The sequence below is a fragment of the Micromonospora sp. NBC_00617 genome (assembly GCF_045161355.1).
In the GTDB taxonomy this organism is placed as follows: domain Bacteria; phylum Actinomycetota; class Actinomycetes; order Mycobacteriales; family Micromonosporaceae; genus Micromonospora.
In genome coordinates this window covers 5,432,614-5,459,134 of the sequence record NZ_CP107751.1, presented here as the reverse complement: position 1 = coordinate 5,459,134, position 26,521 = coordinate 5,432,614, and the positions used below count along the sequence as shown (strand labels likewise).

At 72.0% G+C, this 26,521-nt stretch carries 21 protein-coding genes; 11 read left to right on the top strand and 10 right to left on the bottom strand.

What is annotated here, in order from left to right; genetic code table 11:
* Positions 1-409 precede the first annotated feature (409 nt).
* On the top strand, positions 410-730 hold the full coding sequence (locus OG505_RS25090) for a WXG100 family type VII secretion target (protein WP_234584564.1): 321 nt from the start codon (positions 410-412) through the stop codon (positions 728-730).
* Positions 731-750: 20 nt separating this feature from the next.
* Complete coding sequence (locus OG505_RS25085; protein ID WP_405428133.1) at positions 751-1,044, top strand: WXG100 family type VII secretion target; 294 nt, start codon at positions 751-753, stop codon at positions 1,042-1,044.
* Between the two features lie 85 nt (positions 1,045-1,129).
* Here the strand turns inward: OG505_RS25085 and mycP are convergent, their stop codons facing one another.
* Positions 1,130-2,353, bottom strand: coding sequence for a type VII secretion-associated serine protease mycosin (gene mycP, locus OG505_RS25080; protein ID WP_405428131.1), 1,224 nt, complete (start codon positions 2,351-2,353; stop codon positions 1,130-1,132).
* A 152-nt stretch (positions 2,354-2,505) separates the two neighbouring features.
* Between mycP and OG505_RS25075 the strand changes: the two genes are divergently transcribed.
* Both OG505_RS25075 and OG505_RS25070 read left to right on the top strand, forming a co-directional pair.
* Positions 2,506-5,571 (top strand): SseB family protein, encoded by a 3,066-nt coding sequence (locus OG505_RS25075; RefSeq protein WP_405428129.1) that lies wholly within the window; start codon positions 2,506-2,508, stop codon positions 5,569-5,571.
* Positions 5,568-5,933, top strand: coding sequence for a hypothetical protein (locus OG505_RS25070; protein WP_405428127.1), 366 nt, complete (start codon positions 5,568-5,570; stop codon positions 5,931-5,933). Before OG505_RS25075 ends, OG505_RS25070 begins: the two co-directional genes overlap by 4 nt.
* A 4-nt stretch (positions 5,934-5,937) precedes the next feature.
* Here OG505_RS25070 and OG505_RS25065 read toward each other — a convergent pair whose 3' ends face one another.
* The 5 genes from OG505_RS25065 to acs all read right to left on the bottom strand — a co-directional run bounded on the left by OG505_RS25065 (position 5,938) and on the right by acs (position 15,301).
* Positions 5,938-6,870, bottom strand: a complete 933-nt coding sequence (locus OG505_RS25065; RefSeq protein ID WP_405428125.1) for an alpha/beta fold hydrolase — start codon at positions 6,868-6,870, stop codon at positions 5,938-5,940.
* Between the two features lie 65 nt (positions 6,871-6,935).
* The gene (locus OG505_RS25060; RefSeq protein ID WP_405428123.1) at positions 6,936-7,337 is read right to left on the bottom strand and encodes a hypothetical protein; all 402 of its coding nucleotides are present in this window, start codon (positions 7,335-7,337) and stop codon (positions 6,936-6,938) included.
* Positions 7,338-7,540: 203 nt separating this feature from the next.
* Entirely contained in the window at positions 7,541-9,967 is a 2,427-nt protein-coding gene (locus OG505_RS25055) for an immune inhibitor A domain-containing protein (protein WP_405434692.1), read from the bottom strand.
* A gap of 333 nt (positions 9,968-10,300) precedes the next feature.
* Entirely contained in the window at positions 10,301-13,009 is a 2,709-nt protein-coding gene (locus OG505_RS25050) for an immune inhibitor A domain-containing protein (protein ID WP_405428121.1), read from the bottom strand.
* A gap of 327 nt (positions 13,010-13,336) precedes the next feature.
* A complete protein-coding gene (gene acs / locus OG505_RS25045; protein WP_405428119.1) occupies positions 13,337-15,301 on the bottom strand; it encodes an acetate--CoA ligase in 1,965 nt (654 codons plus the stop codon).
* Between the two features lie 455 nt (positions 15,302-15,756).
* Here acs and OG505_RS25040 point away from each other — a divergent pair, with 455 nt between their 5' ends.
* Complete coding sequence (locus OG505_RS25040; protein WP_405428117.1) at positions 15,757-16,503, top strand: oxidoreductase; 747 nt, start codon at positions 15,757-15,759, stop codon at positions 16,501-16,503.
* A gap of 77 nt (positions 16,504-16,580) precedes the next feature.
* On the opposite strand, the gene OG505_RS25035 is transcribed toward OG505_RS25040, so the two are convergent.
* The 4 genes from OG505_RS25035 to OG505_RS25020 all read right to left on the bottom strand — a co-directional run bounded on the left by OG505_RS25035 (position 16,581) and on the right by OG505_RS25020 (position 20,231).
* Entirely contained in the window at positions 16,581-17,387 is an 807-nt protein-coding gene (locus OG505_RS25035; protein WP_405428115.1) for an HAD family hydrolase, read from the bottom strand.
* 602 nt (positions 17,388-17,989) lie between these two features.
* The gene (locus OG505_RS25030) at positions 17,990-19,186 is read right to left on the bottom strand and encodes a low temperature requirement protein A (RefSeq protein WP_405428113.1); all 1,197 of its coding nucleotides are present in this window, start codon (positions 19,184-19,186) and stop codon (positions 17,990-17,992) included.
* A 219-nt stretch (positions 19,187-19,405) separates the two neighbouring features.
* Complete coding sequence (locus tag OG505_RS25025) at positions 19,406-19,600, bottom strand: integrase core domain-containing protein (RefSeq protein ID WP_405434690.1); 195 nt, start codon at positions 19,598-19,600, stop codon at positions 19,406-19,408.
* Positions 19,601-19,622: 22 nt separating this feature from the next.
* Positions 19,623-20,231: a DUF4240 domain-containing protein gene (locus OG505_RS25020; protein ID WP_405434689.1), complete on the bottom strand. Its 609-nt coding sequence runs from the start codon at positions 20,229-20,231 to the stop codon at positions 19,623-19,625.
* A gap of 121 nt (positions 20,232-20,352) precedes the next feature.
* On the opposite strand from OG505_RS25020, the gene OG505_RS25015 reads away from it, so the two are divergent.
* The 6 genes from OG505_RS25015 to OG505_RS24990 all read left to right on the top strand — a co-directional run bounded on the left by OG505_RS25015 (position 20,353) and on the right by OG505_RS24990 (position 26,507).
* Entirely contained in the window at positions 20,353-20,904 is a 552-nt protein-coding gene (locus tag OG505_RS25015) for an RNA polymerase sigma factor (protein WP_405428111.1), read from the top strand.
* A complete protein-coding gene (locus OG505_RS25010) occupies positions 20,904-21,902 on the top strand; it encodes a CU044_5270 family protein (RefSeq protein ID WP_405428109.1) in 999 nt (332 codons plus the stop codon). The genes OG505_RS25015 and OG505_RS25010 overlap by 1 nt, the downstream gene beginning before the upstream one ends.
* A 222-nt stretch (positions 21,903-22,124) precedes the next feature.
* Positions 22,125-23,228 (top strand): septum site-determining protein Ssd, encoded by a 1,104-nt coding sequence (ssd, locus tag OG505_RS25005; RefSeq protein WP_405428107.1) that lies wholly within the window; start codon positions 22,125-22,127, stop codon positions 23,226-23,228.
* On the top strand, positions 23,225-24,436 hold the full coding sequence (locus tag OG505_RS25000; protein ID WP_405428105.1) for a TadA family conjugal transfer-associated ATPase: 1,212 nt from the start codon (positions 23,225-23,227) through the stop codon (positions 24,434-24,436). The genes ssd and OG505_RS25000 overlap by 4 nt, the downstream gene beginning before the upstream one ends.
* The gene (locus OG505_RS24995; RefSeq protein WP_405428103.1) at positions 24,433-25,659 is read left to right on the top strand and encodes a type II secretion system F family protein; all 1,227 of its coding nucleotides are present in this window, start codon (positions 24,433-24,435) and stop codon (positions 25,657-25,659) included. The genes OG505_RS25000 and OG505_RS24995 overlap by 4 nt, the downstream gene beginning before the upstream one ends.
* 284 nt (positions 25,660-25,943) lie before the next feature.
* The gene (locus OG505_RS24990) at positions 25,944-26,507 is read left to right on the top strand and encodes a type II secretion system F family protein (RefSeq protein ID WP_405434687.1); all 564 of its coding nucleotides are present in this window, start codon (positions 25,944-25,946) and stop codon (positions 26,505-26,507) included.
* Positions 26,508-26,521: the final 14 nt, after the last annotated feature.

Here is a 26,521-nt window from a genome sequence, read left to right as displayed (position 1 = left end):
GTGGGTGTTCCGACGACGGTGGGGGCGCCCGACCCGGCTGTCGAGGCGCCGGCGGCCGGGACCGGGCCCCATCCGGGCCGGCTCGCCGGCTGCGGGCCTCCGGCGGTGATCGGCGACACCGCGCCTCCTCGACCAGTTGGGACGTGCCGGGCGGCCGACCGCCCCGGGACTGCCCGTCACGCGCCGCGACGTGGCTGCGGCACATCGTAAGCGACCGATGGCTGCCGTGGTTGTCCACAGGGGAGGCGCGCGGGGTAGCAGAACGGCTACCGGGCCGCTACCGTCAGCCACGAAGTTCATCGCTGACCCGCGTCCAGCCATGCTCGTCGACCGGGCCACGCGATCGGTGCGCTCTGACGGTGGGCGCACAGCCGGCCAGGCACGACCGAGGAGACGAGGTGATGTTCGGGTGTCCCAGACCCAGGCAGAAGCGGCGGTGATGCGGCAGACCGCCGCGAAGTTCGAGCAGGTGGACCAGTCGTTGCAGTCCATGCTGACCGGCCTGCTGGCCGAGCTGGAGGTGTTGCAGCAGGCCTGGCGCGGTGCCGGTGGGCGGTCGTTCGAGCAGGTCAAGCGGCAGTGGTCACAGGATCAGGCCGCGTTGCACCGGGCCCTGCGGGAGACCGCCGGGGCCATCCGCACCGCCGGCCGACAGTACGACGTCTCGGACGACGAGGCGGCCAGCCGGGTGGCCGGCACCAACCGCGGCGGCATCCAGCTGCCGCTCTGACCTGCCGGGAGGGAGTTCCGATGGACCACGGTGTGCTGGTCGTCAACTTCGCCGCGCTGCAACAGGCCGGCGTGGACATTCAACGGGCGCTGAACACGCTCGACTCGCAGCTCGGTCAGCTCGAACGCGACGCCGCGCCGCTGGTGTCGGCCTGGGCGGGTGACGCCCAACAGGCGTATGAGCAGCGCCAGGCGCGGTGGCGGTCCGCCTCGCAGGACCTGCAGGCCATGCTGCGCGCAATCAAGGTGGCGGTGGACGACTCCGCGGCCGACTATCTGGACACGGAGAAGAAGAACACCGGGCTGTTCCAGTGACGTCGGTGGGCCGGGAGCGCTGACCATGCCCGCGTCGGCGCCCCGGCCGCCCTCCGACGAGGGCCACCGAGGCGACCCGGTCGGGTCACGCTGGCTCGGCCGGTCGCCAACGCCGACGCGCGCCGCGGGGCAGCACGAGGGCGAGCAACACCACGGCGACCGCCGTCAGGCCGATCGCCGCGCCGGCCACCAGAGCCCGGTCCCGGGCGGTCGCGCGGCGGGCCTGCCGGGCGAGCACCGCCGGGTCGGGCCGGTCGTCGGCGAGTACGGCAACCGGCCGAGGGGCGGTCGGCCGGCCGTCACCGGTCTCGGTGACCGCCCGGTAGGGGTTCAGCACGCCGGCGCCGTACCCGCCGCCGTGTCCCGGGCCGGGCGCCGGATCGACGGTGGCGACGATCCGCTCCACCACCTCGGCGGCGGTCAACTCGGGTCGGTACGCGCGCAGCAACGCCGCCGTGGCGGCCACGAACGGCACCGCGTAACTGGTGCCCTCGACCTGCTGGTGGCCCTGCACGGGCGCGGCGACCAGCACCGCGCTGCCCGGGGCGACCAGATCGACGTACGAGCCGGTCTGGGAGAAGGTCGCCCGTGCCCCGTCCGCCCCGATCGCGCCCACCCCGAGCACCCCGTCGTACGCGGCGGGGAACGGGCGCGGGTCGCCGCTGTCGTGCAGGTTGCCCACGGCGGCCACCAGCACCACGTCCCGATCGACGGCGTACCGCACGGCGGAGCGGACCTCCGGGTCGTCGGCGTACAACACCACGGAGAGGTTCACCACGTCGGCGTCGTGGTCGACGGCCCAGCGGATGGCGCGGGCGAACTCGTCGGCGCTGACCGTGCGCCCCGACTCCCGGCCCTGCACCACCTGCTGCTCACTCACCCGTACCGGCAGGATCCGGGCGGCCGGGGCCAGGCCGTGGAAGGCGACACCGGGCCGGGGCGCCGCCGCGATGATGCTCGCCACGCCGGTGCCGTGCCCGGCGCAGTCCCGGCGGCCGTCCCCACCCGGGTCGAGCAGGTCGGTGCCGGCCAGCACCCGTCCGGCCAGCTGGGGATGCGCCCGGTCGACTCCGGAGTCGACCACCGCGACAGTCACACCGGCACCCGTGGTCAGCGGCGCGAGCCGCGTGGGGTCGTACCGCTGCTGGGGCCAGGGTGTGGCCTCGACCGGCCGGACGGGCGCCAGTGGCGCCGCACAGGCCGGGGCCACCCGAAGCCCGGCGCTGGCGGCGACGGCCGGACCGGTCGCAGCGGTCAGCAGAGCAGCCGCCAGACCTGCCAGGACAGGGCGCGCGATCGACCGGGACATCGACAGCCTCCGTATCGTGTCGGCTCCGGAACGGGATGTTATCGCCTCGACGCCGCGTCGGCGGACCGCCGCCGGCCAGCCATTGTGATCTTGATACCACCTTGTAGGTTGTACGCGATACCTGTGGCCTGTTCTCGGAAGGAGAGGTGGCCGTGACCGAATGGGAGCCGGCCACGGAGGCCGAGGTGGCGATGCGGGACGCGCTGCGCGCCAACGACCAGGAGCTTTACTTCCGCCTCCTGTCCCGCACCGATCTGCTGTTGCCGGTCTCCACGCCAGCGCCGTCCGGCCAGTCGTCCGCCGGCTGGGGCACCTGGACCACCGGCGGCCGGACCCACGTGCTGGCCTTCACCTCCGCCGCGGCGATGCGGGCCTGCCTCGGTGAACACGCCGGCACCAACCGGCGCGTGCCGTTCACCGACCTCGCCCTCGGTTGGCCCAACCACGAGTGGTGGCTCGCGGTCAACCCCGGGTTGCCGGTCGAGGGCTACCTGCCCGCCTGGTTCGTGTCCCAGCTCTCCCGTGGGGACGTCCGACTGCCGGGCCGCGCCATGGGCGCCCGCGCCCGGCTGGAGCGGGCCGAGACGCTGGCCCGATCGCGAGCCGGTACGACCGGCCGGGACGGCTTGCCCGCCACCGGATTCGTGCCGCCCACGCCGCCCACGTCGGACCCGACCCTGTCCGGACGACCCGCGCCGAGGAACGCGGTGCCGCCGGTGGGTACACCCTCGGCATCGGCCACCCCGACCCGGGCGCCCGGCCCGGGTGAGCTGTCGCGCCGGTCCGGCCCGGAGGATCTGCCCGCCGCCGGTCAGCGGCAGCCGACCGCCCCGCCCCGACCGGCCCGCCCCGGCGTCGGCCCCGTGCCGGGCGCGAGCCGTACCGGCGCATCCCGGTACGTGCCGCTGGCCTCCACCGATCGCGCCCAGGTCGCCCCGGCCGACCAGCCGGGTCCACGCGCCGGCCGGCCGTCCGCGAGCCGCCCAGCCAGCGCCGGCGACGGCCCGGCCGCCGGCGACGGCAACACCCAGGGTGCTCAGCGTTCCTTCTTCGAGCCGACGTCCGGTCGAGCGTCCGGCCCTGTCTCCGGGGACGGTCGGTCGGGCGACCGCGCGGTGCCCCCGTCCCGGTTCGGGCGGGGCAGCCAGCCCTTCCCGCGTCGCCGTCCCGCAGACGCGCCGGGCGGCGACAGCGCGGCCTCGGCCTTCCCGATGCCGACACCGGACGCCACCCGACCGTTGCGGCCACCGGCCGGCGACCTGGGCGCGTCCCAGGTGGTACGAGCGTCGGCGACCGACGACGAGGCCACCCAACCTCTGCCGCCGCGCCGGCCCAACCCGTTGGCCGAGGAACCCACCCATGCGTTCCGGGTGCCCGGTCCAGCCGCGGGTGAGCCGTCACCGACCCGCGTCGGAGGGCCCGTTCCCACGGCGGACGAGACCCAGGCGATCCCGCGTGGCCGACCCGGTGACCGGCAGCGCTTCGAGCCGGTGGAGGAACTACCGCCGTCGGTCGCGGAGCCGGTCTCCGGCCCACCCGCCCCGCGTCGCGGCTTCACGCCCATCGTCATCGAGGGCACCATCATCGAGTCCCGGGATCTCCTCGACCCGACCGAGGTCGCTCCCGCGTTCGACGCGACACGGCGACCCGGCCCGACCACCGCCGCCCCGCCACCGTTCGGCCCGGCCGTGCCCGGCCCGGCCGTGCCCGGCCCGGCCGTGCCCGGCCCGGCCGTGCCCGGCCCGGCCGTGCCCGGCCCGGCCGTGCCCGGCCCGGCCGTGCCCGGCCCGGCCGTGCCCGGCCCGGCCGTGCCCGGCCACGCTGTTCCCGGCGCCTCGATGTCCGGCCCCTCCGTTCCCGGGCCCGGCGCTGCGGCCCCGGATCCGTTCGGCGTGCCCTCGTCGTTCGCGCCCGCCTTGTCCGGCACGGCTCCGTTCGAACCGGCCGACACCGGCACGGGTCGGCCCGATCCCACCGAGACCGCCGCCGGCCTGTTCGGCACGGACAGCACCGGCGCCGACCCGCTCGGTTCTGCCGGCGCTGGCCTGAGCGGCGCTGGCCTGAGCGGCGCTGGCCTGAGCGGTGGCGGCCTGGGCGGCGCTGGCGGCTCGACCGGCGTGGACGCCGGTTGGTCCTCGCCCCGATCCCCGGTGGGCTACGAGCCGGAGGCGGTACGCCCCGACACCGACGACGAACGCCCGGTCGTGGACGACCAGCGTGCGATGGTCGACGAGCCGGCGTCGGTGCAGTTCGAGCCGGCCAACACGGTCGAGGAGGACCTGCTCGGCGCGGCCGGCGCGGGCAGCACGGACACCTTCCTGTCCACCCTGCTGTTGGCCCGGGTCCTGCTCCCCGCGGCGGCGGACTCGGTGCGCGGCAGCCGTCCCGGCGACCCGGGCTTCGTCTGGCGTACCGCCCAGCTCGACGGCGAGACGTACGTGGTGGTCTACACGTCCCCGGAGCGCCTCGCCGATCACGTCGAGGGTGCCGTCGACACGGTCCGGGTGAAGTTCGCCCAACTGATCCGGCGCTGGCCCGACGAGGACTGGTCGTTCGCCGTCAACCCGGGCACGCCCGTCGGCGCGAAGCTGCCCGGCGACCAGATCGTCGCGTTGGCCAACTGGGCCGCCGAGGTGGGGCTCGGCGACGATCTGGAGGTCGACCCGGAGGAGCCGGCGGTCGAGGCGGAACCCACGGCCCGCCCCCGGTACGCCCCGGCGGCGGTCGACCCGGCCCGCCCGACCGTGATGCAGAAGGCGATCGCGCCGAGTCAGCTCGCGTACTACCTGGAGCGGGGGTACGACCGGGTCTCCGGTTTCGTGCACCGGGCCGGCGAGTTGGCCCACCTGACCACGCCGACCGAGCTGCACGACGCGCTGGGCCTGAGCTACCCGGGGTCACCGTTCGTACGCGACGCTGAGGAGATTTACGTGCTGCGCTGGCCGGCGCACCGGCCCAGCCTCTACCGGATCCCGTACGGCGGCCAGAACGAGCCGGCGATGCGGGCCATGGAGGGCTGGGTCATCGAACGCCCGCCGTTCCGGGGCAACGGCTTCGCCCCGGGTGAGAGCAGCGACGTGGTGGCGGAGTTCAAGGTGGACAGCGCCCGCCTCCCGCACGGCGCGCAGCTCTGGCGCATCGGCGGGGACGGCACCGAACGGGTGATCGCGGTGCTCGACACGGACGCGGTCATCTGGCGACGGGTTCCGGAGGCGTGATGCGCGACGGCTACGTGGCCCGCTGGCGGGGCCGGGAGTACCAGGCGAGCCCGGACGGCGACGACATCCGGCTCTACCAGCCGGAGCCGGGTGAGGGCTTCGAGGAGGTCCGTCCGGGCCGGTACGTGCGGGTGCTGCCGGCGAGCGAGATCGAGGACCTGGCGTACGTGCGGACCACCTGCACGTGGCAGGGGCAACCGTTCATCGTACTCGGGAAACACGACGCCTGGCTGCGCGTGGAGTACACCGGCGGTCGCTGGCCGGTGGCCGAGGCGATGCGGCTGGAGGTCTTCGACTTCGGCGTCTACCAGGGCTGGGCGCCGGCCGCCGAGGTCACCGACCTGCGCGAGAAGCGGGTGTGACAGATCAGGACTTGGCCCATCGCAGGATCTCGCCGAGCACCACTTCGGGAGCTTCCAGGTGGGGGAAGTGCCCCACCCCGTCGAGCAGGCGCCACTCGTACGGTGCCACGACGTACCGGCCGGACCCCAGGGCGGTTCGCGGCAGGGCGGCGACGTCCCGTGCGCCGTGCAGTTGCAGGGTCGGGGTGACCAGCGGCTTCTGCATGAGGCGGACGAACCGGTAGCCGTGCAGCCGCAGCACGGAACGGAAGGCCCAGCGGTAGCCTTCCAGCGCGCAGAAGGCGGCCTGTGGGATGCGCATCGCCTCCCGGCACCGCTCGGCGTACGCCTCGAAGCCCGAGCTGGCCGCCCAGCGCGGCCCGGCCCAGCGGCGCAGGATCTCCCCGACGGCCGCCCCGCCGTCCCTGGTGAGCACATGCTCGTAGCGGGGGAGCTGGAACTTCAACGCCGGGGTGGAGGCGGCGAACTGCCCCCGAGGGTCGGCGAAGATGGCGGCGCGCAACCGCAGCGGGTGGGGTGCACCCAGGACCACCAGCCGTCGGACCAGCGAAGGGTGGAACGACGCCACCGTCCAGGCCACCATCCCACCGACGCCGCTGCCGACAAGCGTCGCCGACCGTTCACCGAGGGCACGGATCAGGCCGGCGATGTCGGCGGCGAGGGTGTAGCCGTCGTACCCCCGGGGTGGTTTGTCGCTGGCGCCGTAACCGCGCAGGTCCACGGCGACCGCGCGGAAGCCGGCGTCGGCGATCGCCGGGAGCATCTGGTGCCACGCCCACCAGTGCTCGGGGAAGCCGTGCAGGAAGAGCACCATCGGCCCGGTGCCGGCCTCGACCACGTGGAACCGGGTGCCGTTGGCGCCGACGAAACGGTGCGTCCACGGCCCCTCGGTGAGGACGCAGGACTCGTCGACGGCTCCACCGCGCTGGTCGGTCATGGTTGACAGCCTAGGACCCCGTCGGCGGGCAGCCGTTTCGCCGGCCCGGGGGCGTCGGACGGCGGTCAGCCGACCGGGCTGATGTCGACGATGCTGGCCGGGGTGCCCGGGCCGCAGTCGGCGGTCGGGTCGGCCGGGCCGATGGTCACCAGGACGGTCGTGCCGACGGCGAAGGTGCCCTTGCCGGTGCCGTGCAGCGCGTACTGCCGGCCGTCGTCGGTGACCAGGCCGTAGCAGGGGCCGTCGCCGCCCCGGTTGATCCGTCCGGCCAGCACGTTGGCCTTGCGGGCGTCGGTCGGCTTGCGCGGCGGCCCGGTCGGCGGGCGCAGGGTGGGCAGCGGGACGCGCGAGCGCGACGGGCGGCCGGAGGCGGACGACGGCGTCGGATCGGTAGGTCCGGTCGGCGCGGCGGCGGACGACGGTGTGCCGGCCGAGGGGGCGTCGGACGGGGTCTGCTCAAAGGACACGCCGTCTCCTTCGTTCCGCGTTCCGGCGCAGCCGGTGAGCGCCAGCAGGACAACCAGAACGGCGCCGGTCAGGGTGGTGCGGGTTCGCGGTTGCACGGGTGATCGGACGCGCGGGGCGCGATCGGGGTTCCCGGAAAGGGCGATGCCCGGGCAGGTGACCTGCCCGGGCATCGCCGTGGTGCGGGTGTCGCCTGATCCGAGGATCAGTTGAAGCGGACGGTGGTGTTGATGCCGTCCTGCGACAGAACCTTGATCTTCCGGCCGGTCGCCGGGAGCTTGACGCCGTGGTTCGGCAGCTCCGGGTACCAGTACTGCTGGGTGTCGTCGAACAGCGGCTGCGCGGCCTGACCGCGGACGTAGTTCGCCTGGCTGTTGATGTGCAGCGTGAACGAGTCGGCCTTCTTCAGGCTGAACGGCGCGTCGTAGACCTGGACGCGGGCCCGCCAGGGGGCACCGGTCAGGTTGTACAGCGGCTCCGGGTGCGCGTCGATGATCAGGTTCCGACCCTCACCCGGGTGCGCGAACGTGTCGTTGTCCGCCCAACGGGTGTTGTGGTAGGAGATCAGCAGACCCTCCTGGTACGCGTAGTGGTCCACGTAGTCCGGGCGGGTGTTCGCGTAGCCGAAGTAGTACGGGCCGGTCTTGAGGTACTTGTCGTACGAGGTGTACGACCGGGTACCGGCGATGTAGTAGTTGTCGAACAAGCGGGCGTAGGTGGCCGCCACGATCTCGAACTTCCCGGCGAAGGTCCAGCCATTGGCACCGTTCTCGGCACCGTCGGTGAACACGGTCTGGCCGTCGGCGGTCACGGTGATCGCGTCACCGTAGAAGCCGCCCTTGGACAGGCCGCCGTCGGTCTGGTAGCGCAGCCGGAACTGCACGACCTTGCCCGCCACGGAGTTCATCGGGATGTTGACGTCGACCCACTTGCCGTTGCTGGAGCCGTCCAGGGCGAAGCGCCCGGGGGAGATCTCCTTCAGCGGGTTGCCGTTGACGGTGCCGGGCATGGTCGCCCAGGTCTTGCCACCGTCGGTCGACGCCTCGAAGAACAGGTAGTCGAACCCGCTCTCGATGTTGTAGCGGCCCTTCATGGCCAGGGCGGCCGACGACTTCCCGGTGAGGTCCAACGTCCGGGTCATCGTGCTGTTGAGGTCGTCCTCGTTGCCGGTGAAGAACTGCTTGCTGCCCTCGAACGGCGCGCCGTTCGAGAAGGTGTACTCGCGGTCCGGGAGCACGACCACCGCAGCCTGCGCCTCCGGCGAGTTGTACTCCTGCGGGCCGAGAACCAGCGTCTTCTTCTGCCCGATACCGATCGTCTCGTAGTCGAGCCAGCCGAGCTGGAACTTGTTCCACGCGCCGAGGTCGCCACCGCGCTCGCCGATGCCGCCGTCGTTCTTGGCGCCGAGCCGGCTCTGGGCCATCAGGGTCCAGTGCTCGTTGTTGTTGTCGCCACCACTGACGACGTTGTAGTCGTCCGGCAGACCGAGGTCGTGGCCGTACTCGTGGTAGAAGACGCTGCGGCCACCGTTCTCCGGCTGGATGGTGTAGTCACCGATCCAGACGCCGGTGTCGCCGATCTCGGTGCCGCCGCCGGGGAAGGTCTCCGGGCCGGTGTTGCCCTGGTCCGAGGCGTAGGCGTACCAGCGGTGGCTCCAGATGGCGTCCTCACCCTGGATCGGGTCACCGTCGGCCTGGTCGCCGCCGGAGTGGACGATCTGGAAGTGGTCGATGTAGCCGTCCGGCTCGTTGAAGTTGCCGTTGTTGTTGTAGTCGTACCGGTCGTACTGGTCCATCGACTTGACGTCGGCGGCGATCTGCGCGTCGGTGCGACCGGCGGCCTTCTGGTCGGCGACCCACTGGTTCGCGGCGTCGCGGACCAGGTCCCAGGTGTTGCTGCAGACGCTGCTGTCGCAGACGTTCGGGTCACCGGTCGGGTCGTCGTCGGCCTTCGGGTCGTCGGAACGACCGTAGCGGGCCTCGTTGTACTTGACCTTGACCCAGTCGGTGACCTCGCCCTGGACGCTGTAGCGACCCGAGGACTGGGCCTCGTAGTACTGCTTCAGCGACTCGTCACCGGGGTTGGTGCCGAAGTAGAGCTGCCGGTAGTGGTCGGCGTTGTAGTCCGGCTGCCAGACGGTGGAGTTGTCCACCGCCCGGTTCGGCGCCGGGATCTCGTTGTGCAGCGGCCCGTCGAACTTGGTCGGCCCCGCGGTGTTGGGGTCGATGTTCTTGTCCGGGAAGTCCGGGTGCCGCTCGTTGCCGAACTCGGCGAGGATCACGAAGATCTTGTCGGTCCGCTGACGGGAGAGCTCGACGTACTGGTCTTCCGTCTGGGCCGTGCCCGCCCCGGTGGTGCGGGCGGCGGCTCCGTCGGCCTGGATCTTACCGACCTTGACGACGGTGCTGCCGTTGATCTTCTCTGCCTTGGCCTTGCCCTTGAGGACCTCGTTGAGGCCCTCCTGGCGCAGCGCTCGCCGCTTTTCCTCCAGCGGGTTCGGCAGGTCGTGGTCGGCAAGGGCGGGCTCGGCGACCGACGGGGCCGCCGTCGGCAGCTTCGGCTGCGGCGCGGCACTGGCGGACGGTCCGAACGCCAGCCCCGTCGCCGTCAGCGAAAGCCCGAGCAGACCCACTGCGACTTTGCGCACGTGGTACCTCCGGTGTGAGGGAACCGGCCCAACGGGGGTACGGGCCGGCGATAGATCGATCCCACTAGTGGGACCAATGGTGAACATAGACACTGCCGGGACGCGTGGGAAGATGCGCGCGTCGATTTGTTGCAAGATTTTGTTGGGAACGCTTTTCACCGTCACACCCCTGCGCTTCATCTGCGCTCGAACCGGGGCGGACTGGCCGGCAACGCTCGCAGCGATGCATTTCGATCAATAAGATCAGGCGAAACGACAGTGGGGCCGGTGGCGTTCCCGCCACCGGCCCCACCATCAGTTGCCGAACCCGCTAAACCGTCACTTCTTCGCCGGGGTGACGAAGATCGTGGCGGACGAGTTGTCCTTCGCGGCCTTACGGATCGTCAACGACACGCCGTTCTGCACGCCCGCGTCGCCCGGGTTGCCGGTGCCGAGCACGATCGCGCCGCCGCCCAGCGTCACGCCGTAGAACTCCCGCGCCGGGCTGCCGTCCGGGTTGGTCACCCGGGTGGTGTACGGCGCGTTGCCACGCGACGGCACCACCACGGAGGCGTCGTTGTCCCGCGCGTACGGTGCCCCGTTGCGCATCTCGATGCCCGGGTACCAGCCCTTGGCGTCGGTGAAGCTCGTCACCGGCGCCTGCGCCTTGAACTTCGTGCAGTACGCGCTGTACGGCTCGCCCGCCGCCTCCAGGCACTCCGTGAAGGGGTACGTCTTCTGGAGCGTGAACGCCGCGTTGGCCGACTGTGGACGGCTGGGCAGGTTGTCCGTCACCGACGGGTCCTTCTCGGCCGCGGTGCCGGTACGTCGGTACGGGTCGAAGTGCGAGTCCACGATGAGCAGACCGCCCTTCGCGCCGTAGCTGGGCAGGGCGGTCATCTGCCCGGTGACGTGGTTGACGTCGCCGAGCGCGGTGTCCCGATACCACACCAGCATGCCCGGCGCGTTGTACGAGATCCGGTCGACCTTCCACGCCTCGTGGGAGTAGATGGTGTCGTAGGCGTACTTCAGGCCCTTGTCGAAGCCGTCGAAGTTGCGCCACTCGGCCAGGTAGTACTGCGCGTGCACCTCGGTGCCGCCGGAGACCTTCCAGCCCGCGCCCGTGGTGTCCACGAAGGTGCCGCCGGTGGCCGTCCAGCCGTTGGCGCCGCCCTCGACGTCGTCGCTCCAGGTGGTGGCGCCGCCGCCGGTGACCGAGAAGTCGTCGACGAACCAGTTGCGCTCCTCGAACGCCGCGTCGGTGGCGAGACGCAGCCGCACCTGGACGGTCGTCCCGGCGTACGCCGACAGGTCGACGTAGTCGTGGCGCCAGCCGTCGGTGCTGCTGGTCAGGCCGTACTTCTTGCCGCCGAAGTCGTTCATCCGGCCGTTCGGGTCCGGGTAGTTGTCCGGCGTGGTGACCACGGCGCCACCCTCGGCGTACACCTTCTGCTCGGTCCAGGTCGTGCCGCCGTCGGTCGACAGCTCGACGAAGCCGAAGTCCCAGTCGTCCTCGATGATGTAGTTGTTCCACATCCAGAACTTGGCGTCGGCGGCGGCCGGCACGTCGACCGAGCGGCTCAGCTTGACGTCGGCCCAGCTCTGGTCGTTGTTGCTGTGCCACATCTTGGTGCCGCTGTGCGGCGTGGCCAGCGTGGTGATCTTGTTCGGCAGGTCGACCTTGATGCCGTCCTCGGAGTCGATCGGCGTACGCGAGGTCTGCCCGAGCTTGACCTCACGCGGGTTCGAGCCGGGGCGGATGGTCAGCGGGTCGGCCCAGCCGAGCACCCACTTGTCCCAGATGCCCATGTGCGTCGGCAGCGCCTGGAAGATCTCACCCGAGTGCGAGCCCGAGGCCATCAGGTCCCAGAAGTCCACGTCGGAGTCGGCGTTGCCGGAGGTGTCGTAGAGGTCCGGGAGGCCCAGGTCGTGGCCGAACTCGTGGGCGAAGACGCCGACGCCGGCGTCCTCCGGCTGCACGATGTAGTTCGACACCTTCAGATTGGTGCCCGGGATGTTGTAGCCACCCGGAACCGAGGAGGAGTGCGCCCAGACGGCGTACACGCCCTGGTCGCCGCCGCCGCGCGACTTGCCCTGGCCGGCGTGCACCAGCACCAGGTGGTCGATCACGCCGTCCGGCTCGAAGAGGTTGCCGTCACCGTCGCGGTCGGCCTGGTCCTCCTTGTCGTACTCGGCCCACGGGAAGTTCGGGTCCTTGGCGGCGAGCGCGTCGATCGCGTCGGCCGCCAGTTTGCCCGCGCCGGCCGGGTTGTCCGGGTGGCCGTTCATCGACTGCTGCCGGCCGGGGACCCAGTTGCCGTTCGCGTCCTTGGTGCAGCGGTTGGCCGCGTACCAGCCCTCGGAGTGCGGCACGGTGATCCACGGGCTGGCCTGCCCGTCGACCGTGTACGCGTTCTTGGACATCTCCAGGTACATGTTGTGCATCGTGCGACCGGAGAGGTCGATGCCCTTCTTGCCGTCCGGGCCCTTCAGGTCCGTGCGGACCCGCTCGGTGATGCCGTTCTTGGTGTACAGCATCTTGTTGTAGTGCGACGGCGAGAAGTCCGGCACCCACATCGAGTTGTTGTCCTCGTGCGGCAGCGTCGCCGGGTTCGGGATGTTGTTGTGCTTCGGCCCGTTCTGCACGGTGCCGGGGACACAGGTCCGATCCTCGAACACCGTCTTCGGGACCATCACGTCCGTGAAGTCGTCGTTCGCCTTGTCGTTGAACTCGACAAGCAGCGTCAGCAGCTTCGCCGTCTGCGTGGTCGGCGACTGCTTGATCTGCCGCGGGCTCTTGCCCGTCTTGATCGACTTGGCTTCGATCTGCGCGAGCTGGCGCGCGGTCACCGGGTTGCCCCGCGCGTGCTTCTGGTCGAACGCGCGCGCGGCGTCGACGGCGGGGGCGTAGACGCCACCCTTGCCCTTCACCTCACGGCCGGTGGTGTCCGTCTGTACCTCGGGCTCGGCGTAGTTGATGTAGTACTCGTCAGCCCCGATCACCGCCCGGGGGGTGGTGGACGGCTGCGCCGCCGCACTTCCACTCACGGTCAGTGAGGTGGCTGCGAGGGCGATGACGGGCAACGCGACGAGTAGTCGTCGACGCGACCCTGGATGGGAGTTTCTGTTCATGCCGCTCCGTTTCTCGGGCATGGGCGGAGGAAGCCGGCCGGCTCCGGGCGCGCAGGGACGCATCGAGGCCCACCGACTTCCGTGAAACTAAATGAGAAACACGCCGATCGGCGGGAACGTGATGGAGGCGTTATTCGTCCAACCTCCGCGGCCGGCGGCGCGCGGTGGTCGTACCTCCACAAAAGACGACGGTGGGTGACGGTCCGGACGGACCGTCACCCACCGATGGGGGTACGCCTGTCGTCAGTCCTCGTCGGACTTCGCGCCGCTCAGCCCCGAGGAGATCAGCTCCATCACCGAGGAGTCCTGCAGCGTGGTGACGTCGCCGAGCGACCGGTTCTCGGCCACGTCCCGCAGCAGGCGACGCATGATCTTGCCCGAACGGGTCTTCGGCAGCTCCGGCACCAGCATGATCTGCCGCGGCTTGGCGATCGGGCCGAGCGTCTTCGCCACGTGGTTGCGCAGGTCCGCGATGAGCTGCTCACCCGCCTCGCCGGCGATGTCCGTGCTGCCCCGCGGGATGGCGAACGCCACGATCGCCTGGCCGGTCGTCGGGTCGGTCGCCCCCACCACCGCCGCCTCGGCCACCGACGGGTGCGACACCAGCGCCGACTCGACCTCGGTGGTGGAGATGTTGTGCCCGGACACCAACATCACGTCGTCGACCCGACCGAGCAGCCAGATGTGCCCGTCGTCGTCCTTCTTCGCCCCGTCGCCGGCGAAGTACATGCCCTCGAACCGCGACCAGTACGTCTCGATGAACCGGTTGTCGTCACCCCAGATGGTGCGCAGCATCGACGGCCACGGCTCGCGCAGCACCAGGTAACCACCACCGCCGTTCGGCACCGGTTGGCCCTGGTCGTCCACCACGTCGGCCACGATGCCCGGCAGTGAGGTCATCGCCGAACCCGGCTTCGCCGCCGTCACCCCCGGCAGCGGGGAGATCATGATCGAGCCGGTCTCGGTCTGCCACCAGGTGTCCACAACGGGCAGCTCACCCCGGCCGACGTACTGCCTGTACCACATCCAGGCCTCGGGGTTGATCGGCTCACCGACGCTGCCCAGCAGGCGCAGCGAGGACAGGTCGAAGCCGGCGGGGATGTCCTCGCCCCACTTCATCATCGTGCGGATCAGGGTGGGCGCGGTGTACAGGACGCTCACCTTGTACCGGTCGACGATCTCCCAGAACCGGCCCCTGTGCGGGGTGTCCGGGGTGCCCTCGTACATCACCTGGGTGGCGCCGTTGGAGAGCGGGCCGTACACGATGTAGGAGTGGCCGGTCACCCAGCCGATGTCGGCCGTGCACCAGTAGACGTCCGTCTCCGGCTTCAGGTCGAACACCGCGTGCGTGGTGTACGACGTCTGGGTGAGGTAGCCGCCCGTGGTGTGCAGGATGCCCTTCGGCCGGGCCGTGGTGCCGCTCGTGTACAGGATGAACAGCGGGTGCTCCGCGTCGAACGGCTGCGCCGTGTGCTCGGCCGACGCCGTCTGGACCGTTTCGTGCCACCAGAGGTCCTTCTCCGACCAGGCCACCTCCTCGCCGGTGCGGCGAACCACCAGCACGTGCTCGATCGACGGGCAGCTCGCCACCGCCTCGTCCACGGTCGGCTTCAACGCCGACGGCTTGCCCCGCCGGTAACCACCGTCCGCAGTGATCACCACCTTGGCGCTGGCGTCCTGGATGCGGTTGCTCAACGATTCGGCGGAGAACCCACCGAAGACCACGCTGTGCGCCGCGCCGATCCGGGCGCAGGCCAGCATCGCGACCGCCGCCTCCGGGATCATCGGCAGGTAGATCGCCACCCGGTCGCCCGCCGTGACCCCCAGGTCGGTGAGCGCGTTCGCCGCCCGGCAGGTCAGCTCGTGCAGATCGGCGTACGTGAGAGTGCGGGTGTCACCCGGCTCGCCCTCCCAGTGGATCGCCACCTTGTCACCCCGGCCCGCCTCGACGTGCCGGTCCAGACAGTTGTACGCCACGTTGAGCTGCCCACCGACGAACCACTTAGCGAACGGCGGGTTCGACCAGTCGAGCACCTCGTCCCACTTCTTCGACCAGGCCAGCCGGTCGGCCTGCTTCGCCCAGAAGGCGAGCCGGTCGGCCTGCGCCTCGGCGTACGCGTCGACGGTGACGTTGGCGTGCGCGGCGAGTTCGGCCGGCGGGGGGAACTGGCGCGTCTCGTTCAGCAGATTGGCCAATGCCTCGCTCATGCCGTGACTCCTCGTCCTCGGGGTGACCTGCGTCTCGCTGGGCACGAGGGTAGTCGCGGGGTCCCCGGCCGGCGACCGCTGCCCACCCCGTCGCGCCGAGCGGCCCCCGCCACGCGCCCGACGGCCGGCGATGCCCGTCCCGGCGTGCCCGGCCCTGTCCGGCGTCGCCTGTCCCGGCGTGCCCGGCCCTGTCCGGCGTCGCCTGTCCCGGCGTGCCCGGCCCGGCGTGCCCGGCCCTGTCCGGCCTTGATCGACACGGGTTCGGCGATATCGCGGTGTCCGGGGCGGCGGGATACCCCGATATCGCCGATCTCGTGTTGACCTTGCCCGGCAGCGGCAGCGGCGGCGGGGCGGGGCCGGCCGGGTGGCCCGGGTCGCGTTGCGGTCGGGTGGCTCGGGTCGCGTTGCGGGCGGGTGCGGCCCGCCGGGCCGGGCCGGGTCGCTAGCGTGGCGAGGTGACCACCGACCCGCTCGCCCCGCTGCTCGCGCTCACCGACGTCGCTGCTGCCGTCGACCGGGCCCGTGAACGCTTCGACCAGGCGCTCGGGCACCGTGCGCTGCGCCGCAACGGTGGCCAGGTCGCGGCCGAGGTCAGCCTTCGGTCGGCGGTGGCCAGCGCCGCGCTCGAGGGTGCCGTCCACGAGCGTGAGGAGGTCCGGGCCGGCACCGTCACCGACCCGGTGCTCCAAGGGGCGCTGCGGGTCGCCGGGGCGCTGCCCGGCCTGAGCGAACTCTGGCCGAAGGCACCCCGGCAGGCACTCGCCCGGCTGCACGTCCTCGCCGCCCGCGACATCGTGGGGGAGGCCGAGCTGGGCCGACCGGTGCCCGACCCCGTGGTCGCCGCCCGCCTCGACGGGCTCGCCGCTCTGGTGGCCGGCGGCACGAAGGTCTCCCCGCTGGTGCTCGCCGCCGTCGTACACGGAGAGTTGCTGAACCTGCGTCCGTTCGCCGGGCCGTCCGGCGTGGTGGCGCGCGGCGCCGCCCGACTGGTGCTGCTCGCCAGTGGCCTCGACCCGCGCGGCCTGCTCGGCGTCGACGTCGGTCACCGGGAACGGGAGCCCGAGTACGTCGGCTCGGCCGGCGCGTTCGCCACCGGCACCCCGGACGGGCTGCGCTCCTGGCTACGGCACTACATGGCAGCCGTCGAGGTCGGCGCAGACCAGCTCACCACCATCGGCGACGAGATCCTCGCCGCCGCCTGAGTGGCACGATCCGCGGCTTGTCCGGGCTCCATGCCCTCGGCCGCGTCGATCATGAGGATCGGCCTGAGATCGGGCGGTCAGGCGGTGGTGGCGGCGGCGCGGGTGCGGCGGTGCCGCCCGTACCAGGCGATGCCGATGGCGACGCCCACGCCGACCCCCAGGGCTGCCGCGGCCACCGGAACGGCAGGCCGCTCCCGCCAGCGACGACCCAGCGGGATCGGATGCCGGAACTCCAGCACCGGCCAGGCGTTCTCCGAGGCCAGCTTGCGCAGCTGCCGGTCCGGGTTGACCACGCTCGGGTGACCCACGCACTCCAGCAGCGGACGATCGCTGTACGAGTCGGAGTAGGCGTACGAGTCGGCCAGGTCGTAGCCGCGCGCGGCGGCCAGCTCGCCAACCGCCTCGACCTTGCGCGGACCGGCCGCGTAGAACTCGACCTCGCCGCTGTACCGGCCGTCCTGCACCGCCATCCGGGTGGCGATCACGTCGGTCACCCCGAGCAGTTCGCCGATCGGCCGGACCATCTCCTCGCCGGACGCGGACACCAGCACCACGTCCCGCCCGGCTGCCTGGTGCTCCTCGATCAGGGCGGCAGCCTCGGCGTACACATAAGGATTGATCAGCTCGTGGAGTGTCTCCGCGACGATCTGGCGGACCTGTTCCACCTGCCAGCCCTTGCAGAGCGCAGCCAGGTAGTCCCGTGTTCGGGCCATGGTCTGCTCGTCGGTGCCGCCCAGCCGGAACATCAGCTGCGCGTACGCCGACTTGACCACGTCACGCCGGGTGATCAGCCCGTCCCGGTAGAACGGCCGACCAAACGCCAGGGCGCTCGACTTGGCGATGACGGTCTTGTCCAGATCGAAGAAAGCGGCACTTCGGCCCACGGCGCGAAAGTCTAGCCGGATGGTCTATCGTCGGCGGGTGCCCGGGGTCAGGCCACCCCTCGGACCTGCGGGCGGGTGCCTCCAACTCCGCTGGGCGTGACCGTGCTCACACTCCGCGAGGAGATTTTCGCGCTGAGTGGAGTGAACACCACTCGACGTGACGGGCCCGCTCAGGCAGACTTGTTCGCACGACGAGCTCTCACATCCCCGAAACAGACAGACCCTCGGCGGTTGCACCCCCCGTGACCGCTGAGTGGTTCGGCTCGACCCCCCCGGAGCCGAACCGTCGACGACCCCCGTCTCCCCCCGACGGGGGTCGTCCCTTTCTCCTGGAAGCGCTCCACCGCAGCTCACAGGTCGCTCGCTTTCCTGCCCGTCCAGGCCATCCTCAGACGGCGTTTCTGCGGGCGGAGGCAGCAGAGCCGTCGAACGCCTTTAGTGCGCGGGCGGTCTAGTCGTCCGGGTGTGGGTGTACCGGGTTGAGCGTCGTGGAGGCCTGCTCGTGGCCCATGACCCGCTGCACCAGGTGCGGGAGCACATCCCACCGGAGCCGTGCAGCGAGTGTTGTGAGCGAGACGTCCCCGTTCGATCCCTCGGCGGCCTCAACGGGCGGTGTGCGGCGGGGCGATTGGCCGCGGGACCAGCCGCCACGTAACCACGTTGGATAGGGCGATCGCGGCCAGCACCACCGCGGCGACCATGGCGACCACGACCGGCGGCAGCCTGAGCGCCGCCGGGGCCAGCGCGGCGAGCAGGAGCACACCAACAGGACGGGACGAGGAGACGCGGCTGAAGACCGCGTAGTCGAGCATGCTCCGCCCGAGCAGAAAGAGCGCGGGTCCACCGAAGATGACCGCGATCCAGGTCCACCGGGTGTGCCCGAAGGGGCGCGTAATGATCAGCGTGTCGCCCACGGCGCTGAGGCTGATACCGATCACCATGATCAGGTGCGCGTACGCCGCGAGTTCGCTAACGCGGGCAGGGGCCGAGGCCGAGGAGATGGCGGCGCGGAGCAGTACGCCTGCCCGGTAGTAGTAGAGCTGCCAGAGCAGCACCGTGATGACGAACGACACCAGCAACGCCATCGTCCGGTCCCGCTCGAAGCCGTACGGGCTGAACTGGATGCCCGATGCCAAAACCGCCTCGCCGAGCGCGATGATGAGCAGTTGGCGGCAGCGCTCGGTCAGATGCTCCTCCGAGATCGGCTGACCCCGGAGTCCCGCACGGCCGAGCCGCGGTGTCGGCAAGTCGAGAATCCCCCCGCCGTAGTCGATGACGATCGCCACGGTCCACAGGGCCAACCGCGGGCCGCCCTGGACGAAGGTCCCGGCAATCCAGGGCACCGCCGACATGGCTGTCCAGAAGAGGATCCGGATGTGGACAAGTCGCGGGTAACCGCCCTCGCCGCCGAATAGCATGAGCCAGAGTGGGCGGAGCACCTGGACGGTGACGTAGACCCAGGCGAAGATCACGCCGCGCTCGGTGAGAGCCGCCGCGGGCACCGCGGCCGACATCAGCAGGCTGGCGAGCATGGCCACGATGACCATGAGCTGGATGGTTGGGCGCTCCGGGTCGTACCTGTTGGTCGTCCACACCGTCCGATACCAGAGCCACCACATGGCCAGCATCAGCAACAGCGTCGCCCAGGAATTCGGCCAACTGAAATCCTCGACCAGCCGCTCGCTGAACCGGGTGAACGCGAAGACGAACACCACGTCGAAGAACAGCTCCACGAAGCCCACCTGCTGCGGATGCTGCCGGCTCGCCACAGCCTCGGCCGGCCCGTCTGACCTGGCCATACTGGATCACCCGCCTTCATCCCTGTTTGGCCAGTATTCTCCAGAATGTCCGTCAGGAGGGGTGCCTGGTCGAGGAAGCCGCCTAGCCGCGCGGCGACCCCGCCAACTTCGGAGAGCCGGCATCGGCGAGGCAGCAAGAAGGCAGCGCAAATCTCGGCCAGGGTCCGTCCCAGAAGTCAAGAGACGTCGGTTGTCGCCAGGTGATGTGCGACGGGTGGTCTAGGAGACTGAGGTAGCGATCCGCGGTCGCTGGGCCTTTGATGCTATGGACTGGCTGGGTGGTGGTGCGTCCACCGCAGCTTGAGCATCGGAGATGCTGGTGAACGCGTCGGCGGTGTCGAGGAAGTCGGGGCGCACGGTGCCGTGGAACCGTTCGACCTTGCCGTTCTGGTTCGGTGACGCGGGCGCGGTCAGCCGGTTCCATGGGAGCGCGCCACTACTCCAGCGCGAGTCGGGGGGCGCCGAACAGCTCGAAAAGCCTGGGCAGCCGCTTGCGCCACTCGGCTTCGTCGCTGAGGTCCCAGCGCTCGTCGGCTGGTTCCGGGCTCGGGGATGGCGCAGTGGTCGCAGACGGCGCTGATTCGACGGCAGCCCAGAAGGCCTCATCGTCGCCGGTCAGCCGCTCGTACGCCGTCTGCGCGGCGAACTGGAGGGCTTCGTCGCCGATCCACAGGTCGCGGCCTTCCGATGCGCTGATCTGCCGCACCGCGGGATGTTCGGCGAGCGAGTCGGGGTCGCGGGTGACTGACTCGAACGCCCCTCTGCCCAGGCCGACCAGCCCTGCCTGGAAATCGGAGAATCCGTCGTCGGACAGGAACCCGTACTCAATGATCCGGCACGCCGCGCAGAGATCCCAGGTGTCGGCCTGGTCCATCACCTCGTTGAGCATCTGGTCGAACGCCACGATGTGCGACAACGGGAGTCGCGTCAGCTCCGCGACCAGGGCCTCAGCGACCACATCCGGCTGACCGTCGCGGCGGGGTTGGTCCGCCGCTGCGCCGGCCGCAGCTCGTGCCCGCTCCACGATGCTCCAAAACTCCTCCACATCCACGGCCAGGAGTCTCCCCGATGGCTGTGACGGGTAAGGCGCGATCGACGGCGCGGTAATCGTCGGGCCCTCCGTGACACAAGCCAGGGTGAGAGTCGCCGAGGCAATGGGGGTTCGGGTGGGTCCACCTGAGGAACGCGACGAGGGCTGGTTCACCAGCCTCTACGCCGCTGAGTACGCGCACATCGTGAGGTACGGCCTGCGCCGGCTCGCCGATTCCGACGCGTCGGCGGAACTCGCTCAGGAGGTCTTCGTCGTGGCGTGGCGTCGTCGCGGCGAGGTGCCGGACCGCAGCCTGCCCTGGCTGTACGGGGTGGCCCGGCGCCTGCTGGCCAACCAGTGGCGGTCCCGACGCGCCGCACCGGACCTCCTGCCGATCGCCCACGGCGACCTGACGCGGGTGGCGGACACGTCCGGTGCCGACCGGACTGTGGGGGTCGCCGACGTGCGGGCCGCGCTGGCCACCCTCAACGACCTCGATCAGGAGATCCTGCGGCTCATCGGCTGGGAGGAGCTGACGGTGGCCGAGGCCGCCCGGGTCCTCGGATGCAGCCGCGCGACCGCTGCGGTGCGCCTGCACCGCGCCCGCCGTCGTCTCGCCGATGCGATGTCGGAGCGGCCGGTCCGCTCCCGACGCCCTCTGCTGGCCGCTACCCGAAAGGATCTGTGATGGACGGAGCAGAACGGACCCGTAGCCTTCTCGCCCCCGCCGACCCGGCCCGCAACGTCGTCGTCCCGCCGCCACCGGTTCCGGCGCGCAATCTGATCGAGTGGGCCGGCGACTCCGAGTTGGCCGCCGGGCACCGTCGCGGTCGCCCGACCCGGCGACTGGTCCTGTCGGCCGGAACGTTGGCGGTCGCGGCCGGTGCCGTGGCCGTCCTCCAGCCGTGGCAGGAATCCGCACCGGACGCCCCGGGCCTGCCTGACCGGGCCGGGGGAACGGTGCTCGTGCCGGTCGCGTACCAGTTCGACGCCGACCCGCCGGCGGCCGGCCCGCGGCTGCGCACGCTGGCCAGCAAGATCAAGGATGCGGGGTACGACCACCGCAGCGGGCGCTACATGTACCACCACACGAAGATCTGGGGCGACCCGGTGATGACCTCCCCCGACGGCCGTCACCACGTCGCCTTCGCCGGCGAGACGAAGGTCTGGCAGGGCGCGGACGGGACCGGCAGCCAGGTCAACACGCAGTTGGAGCCGCAGTACCCCGACCAGGAGTCCCGGGAGTACTGGCAACGCAACCTCGACGCGGGTCCCGCTGTCGGCGGCAGTCCCATCCCGCTGCCGCCCATGGAGCTGACGCCACCGTCGGCCGACCCGTCGCAGCTGCGCGAGCTGCTCAAGGTCCAGTACGGCGCGGGAGCGGCGAGCAAGGAGATCAGCACGGTCTATGCCCGGTACGTCGTGCCGAGGTCGACCCGAGCGGAGATCCTGCGGGTCCTCGCCGACGTGCCGGGCCTTCGCTGGCGGGGAGTGGTGACCGATCGCGCGGGTCGAGCCGGCGTCGCGGTCACCTTCGACGACCGCGAGCACGACCAGCAGTCTCTGCTGATCTTCGATCCGGTGACGGGTGAGCTGCTCGCCCACGAGCTGCTGACGCTGGCTCCGGTGCGGATGGGTGCGTACCAGCTGATCCTGGATACGACCTGGACCGACCGGATCGGCTGACCGCCGACTTTGTGGGGCCGCTCTCTCGGGAGCGGCCCCACTGTGTTTTCCCGGCAGCCGCCCTAGCTGCGCGGCGACCCGCGCGCATAGCAGATCGACCGTCTCGGCGGGCGTTGTCCACAGGCCCCGGAGTTGTCCACAGGCGAGGCGTCGGGGGCAGTGTGCAGGGCCGATCGCGAGCAGGGTCGGCGGTGCATCCGATCCCGACCGCTGGAGGCCGCGATGGCACCCCGTACCTCCGTTCCGCCAATCCGACGGCTCCCGCTGGTCGTCACGGGGGACGGCGACCTGCTCGACGACCTGCTCCGGCTCGCCGCGGCCGGCGGCACCGAGGTGGAGCTCGCCGCCGACCCGGCCGCTGCCCGCACTCGCTGGGGTCCCGCGCCGCTGGTGCTGCTCGGCGCCGACCAGGCGCAGGCGTGCCTGCGCGCCCGACTGCCGAAGCGGCCCCGGCTGGTGCTGGTCGGCCGGGCCGGTCAACTCGACCCCGGCTGGCAGATCGCCGAGCTGATCGGAGCCGAGCACGTGGCCGCACTGCCCGCCGCCGAGCCCTGGCTGGTGGACCGCCTGGCCGAACAGGGTCCCGACCAGCAGAACGGTCCGGGTGCCCGGGTCGTCGCGCTGTTCGGCGGTCGGGGCGGTGCCGGCGCGAGCGTCCTCGCGGGCGGGCTCGCCGTGACCGCGGCGCGGGCCCGACTGCGCACCCTGCTCATCGACGCCGACCCGCTCGGTGGTGGCCTCGACCTCGTGCTGGGCTGGGAGCAGCTGGAAGGGCTGCGCTGGCCGTCGCTCACCGACGCGGACGGGCGGGTGGACGCGCCCGCTCTGGTCGATGCGCTGCCCAGCCGGGGCGACCTGGTGGTGCTCTCCTGGGATCGCGGCGAGATGCGGGCACTGCCCGCCGCCGCGATGGCGGCGACAGTCGACGCCGCGCACCGTGGCCGGGACTTCGTGGTGATCGACCTACCCCGACAGTTGGACGACGCCGCTGTGGTCGCGTTGCAGGCAGCCGACCAGGCGTTCGTCGTCGTTCCGGCGGAGCTGCGTGCCACCGCGGCCGCCGCCCGGGTGGTGGCCTCGGCCGCACCACACTGCGCCGCGCTCTCGGTGGTGGTGCGTGGGCCCGCCCCGGGCCGCCTGCGCGCCACCGAGGTGGCACGGGCACTCGGGCTTCCTCTCGCGGGCACGCTACGTCCCGAACCCGGGCTCTGCCGGGGTCTCGAACGCGGCGAGGCGCCGGCGGCGGCCGGCAAGGGCCCGCTCGCCACTCTCTGCCGACGGATCGTCGCGGACCTCACCGGCGTCCCGGCGACCGGTGCGGCATGAGCGCCCGGCCGGAGGACGGCACCTTCGCGGCCCGGGTGCGGCAGCGGATCGCCGCCGCCACCGACCCGGTCACCCCGGCGGCGATCGTCTCCGCCGTACGCGCCGAGCCCACTGCGGCGGTGTTGGGCGACACCGCCGTACTGCGGATCGCCGACCGGGTGCACGACGACCTCGTCGGCGCCGGGCCGCTGGCGCCGCTGCTGGCCGATCCGGAGGTGACCGACGTCCTGGTCAACGGTGTCCGCGTCTGGGTCGACCGGGGCGCGGGGCTGCATCAGGTCGCGGTCCCGGTGGGCTCGGTCGAGGACGTCCGCCGGCTGGCGCAGCGACTGATCGCCAGCGCCGGGCGGCGGCTCGATGACGGCTCCCCGTACGCCGACGCCCGGCTTCCCGACGGCACCCGCCTGCACGCCGTGCTGCCGCCGGTGGCGACCGAGGGGCCCTACCTGTCCCTGCGGACGTTCCGGCACCGCCCCTTCACCCTCGACGAGCTGGTGCGCCAGGGGACGGTGCCGCGACCGGTGGCGCCACTGCTCGCCGCCGTCGTCGCGGCCCGGCTGGCGTACCTGGTCACCGGCGGCACCGGCTCGGGCAAGACCACCCTGCTCAACACGTTGCTCGGGTTGGTGCCCGCCACCGAGCGGATCGTCCTGGTGGAGGACGCGGCCGAGTTGCAACCGGGGCACCCGCACGTGGTCGGGCTCCAGGCCCGTACCGCCAACGTCGAGGGGACGGGCGTCGTCAGCCTCGGCGACCTGGTCCGGCAGGCGTTGCGGATGCGCCCGGACCGGCTGGTGGTCGGGGAGTGCCGAGGCGCGGAGGTGGTCGACCTGCTGGCCGCGCTGAACACCGGCCACGACGGCGGCGCCGGCACACTGCACGCCAACACCCCGTCCGACGTGCCGGCCCGGCTGGAGGCGCTCGGCATGCTGGGCGGGCTGCCCCGCGCCGCGCTGCATGCCCAGGTGGTCGCGGCGCTCCAGGTGCTGCTTCAGGTACGCCGAGGGGACCGGGGTCGTGTCCTCGAGTCGATCTGCCTGCTGCTCCCCGAGGGACCCGAACGACTGGCCACGGTGGTGCCCGCCTGGATACGTGGACGTGGGTTGGGGCTGGCCGCGCGTACCTTCGGCACGCTGCTGCGAGATCGGGGCGTGGCGGTTCCCCCGATCCTCAGCGAGCCGTGGCCTGGATCGGCGGGCCCGGCATGACCGGCGGGACGGCGCTGGTGGTGGCGCTCCTGCTGGCCGCCGCGGTCCTGGTTGCCTGGCCTGTGCAGAGCGTCCGGGCACGCCGCCGCCGAGTGCTGGCGCCGGGCCGTGGCACCACCGGCGCTGATCCGGACGACGCTCTGGTGGAATGGATCAGGAGCCTCGCTCGTGGGCGGGGCGGGCCGACCGATGAGTTCGGCGGCGCGCCGGCCTCGGTCCACCCGGGTGCCCTCTCGTACCCGCCGGGAGCGTGGGCGTCCGGCAGCGGGCGGACGGTTGTCGCCTGGTCCACTCGGGACCTCGACGACAGCCCGGGCCGCCCGAGGGCAACCGCAGGCCCGGGGGGATCCACGCGACCGGCAGGCCCGGCACGTCCGCCGATCCGTCGGGATCCTCGCCGCCCGGCTGCCACTGCCCGGCCGGAGACCGAGACCCTCGAGGCCGTCGAGCATCCGGGCCACAGCCGAACCGACCCGGCGAACCACCGCACCGTTGGCCCGCCGGACCACCGCCTCGTTGGCCCGGCGGACCACCGCACCGTTGGCCCGGCGGACCACCGCATCGTTGGCCCGGCGGACCGGACGGTCGGCGAGGCCCTTTCGCTACGCGTGCGTCGGTCGCCGAGGCGTGTGCTGCTGCTGGTTGGCCTGGTGGGGGCAGGGGTCGGTGCCGTATCCGCCGGGCCGGTGGCCGCGGTCGGGGTGGCCGGCTACGGCACGCTGGCCGTGCGCGCCCTGCTCCGCTGGAGGGCGAGCCGGCACGCCGACCTGGTTCGGCGTCGCGGCCTGGACCTGCTCTGCGGTCTGGCTGCCGACCTCCGGGCGGGCCTGCCCGTCCCGCCAACACTGGAGATCGCCGCCGTCGAGGGGTCGGGCCGAGCCGACCGGCTGCGCGAGCTGACCTCGGCCGCCGTGCGGCTGGCGGACCGGACCGGCGCACCACTGGCCGAGTTGGTCGAGCGGATCGAGGCGGACGCCCGGGCGACAGACCGGGGCCTGGCCGCCGCTGCGGCACAGGCGGCAGGTGCCCGCGCCACGGCCTGGTTGCTGGCGGCCCTGCCGGTCGGCGGGATCGGGCTCGGCTACGGGATCGGAGTCGACCCCTTGGCGGTGCTCCTGCACAGCACGGTCGGAGGGGCCTGCGCGGTCATCGCGGTTGCCCTACAGATTGTCGGCCTGCTCTGGGCCGAGCGGTTGGGCGCGGCGTCGGGGTGGGGCGCCTGATGTCCCCGGCGCTGCTCGTGGCCGGCGGCCTGGTGGTCGCCGCCCTTCTCGTGGTGTCGCTTCGACTGCGCCAGCGCGGCCTGGCTCGCCAAGCTCGGCCGGTCGTTCACGACAGCGCGGTAGGCCATGGCGGCGCGGTAGGCCATGGCGGCGTGGTGGGCCATGGCGGCCCGGTTCGCCTGGGCGGCCCGGTCGGTCGGCACGGCTCGCCCGACCGGGCCGGCTCGGGTGGCGGCGGTGTGGAGAGTCGGCGGCGACCGGACGCGATCCGGCTCGCGGCAGGGATGACCGGGCTCGCCGTGGCGGTGGTCGTCGGGGGTTGGTTCGGCCTGCTCGGTGCGGTTCCGATCGCAGTCCTACTGGACGTGCTGCTGCGGCGGATCGAGTCCCCGGCCGCGCGCGACCGGCGACTCCGGGAGGCCGCCGACCTGCCGCTCGCCGCTGACCTGCTGGCGGCGGCGATGCGGGCGGGTGCGCCGATGGACCGCTCGGTGCTGGCCGTGGCCGAGGCGCTGGACGGCCCGCTCGCCAGCCGACTCGCCCGGGTCGGCCGCACCCTTCTTCTTGGCGGTGGCCCGGCCGAGGCGTGGTCGGCGTTGGACGGGGTGCCGGGAGCCGAGCGGATGGCCGCGGCGGCATTCCGCTCGGCCAACAGCGGCGCCGCGCTGGCCGGTGCGCTGACCCGTCTCGCTGACGACCTGCGGGCCGACCGGGCCACCGCTGCCGAGGCGTCGGCCCGCCGGGCTGGCGTACTCATCGTGCTGCCGCTGGGGCTGTGCTTCCTGCCCGCGTTCATTCTCGCCGGCCTGGTGCCGGTGATCGTCGCCGTCCTCGGCGACGTGCTCTGACCCATCGAGAAAGG

What these genes read in the sequence shown, in the direction of transcription:
- OG505_RS25085 (WP_405428133.1), top strand. Translation starts at nt 751, where the DNA reads ATGGACCACGGTGTGCTGGTCGTCAACTTCGCCGCGCTGCAACAGGCC.
- mycP (WP_405428131.1), bottom strand. Translation starts at nt 2,353, where the DNA reads ATGTCCCGGTCGATCGCGCGCCCTGTCCTGGCAGGTCTGGCGGCTGCT.
- OG505_RS25065 (WP_405428125.1), bottom strand. Translation starts at nt 6,870, where the DNA reads ATGACCGACCAGCGCGGTGGAGCCGTCGACGAGTCCTGCGTCCTCACC.
- acs (WP_405428119.1), bottom strand. Translation starts at nt 15,301, where the DNA reads ATGAGCGAGGCATTGGCCAATCTGCTGAACGAGACGCGCCAGTTCCCC.
- OG505_RS25030 (WP_405428113.1), bottom strand. Translation starts at nt 19,186, where the DNA reads ATGGCCAGGTCAGACGGGCCGGCCGAGGCTGTGGCGAGCCGGCAGCAT.
- OG505_RS25010 (WP_405428109.1), top strand. Translation starts at nt 20,904, where the DNA reads ATGGACGGAGCAGAACGGACCCGTAGCCTTCTCGCCCCCGCCGACCCG.
- ssd (WP_405428107.1), top strand. Translation starts at nt 22,125, where the DNA reads ATGGCACCCCGTACCTCCGTTCCGCCAATCCGACGGCTCCCGCTGGTC.
- OG505_RS25000 (WP_405428105.1), top strand. Translation starts at nt 23,225, where the DNA reads ATGAGCGCCCGGCCGGAGGACGGCACCTTCGCGGCCCGGGTGCGGCAG.
- OG505_RS24995 (WP_405428103.1), top strand. Translation starts at nt 24,433, where the DNA reads ATGACCGGCGGGACGGCGCTGGTGGTGGCGCTCCTGCTGGCCGCCGCG.
- OG505_RS24990 (WP_405434687.1), top strand. Translation starts at nt 25,944, where the DNA reads ATGACCGGGCTCGCCGTGGCGGTGGTCGTCGGGGGTTGGTTCGGCCTG.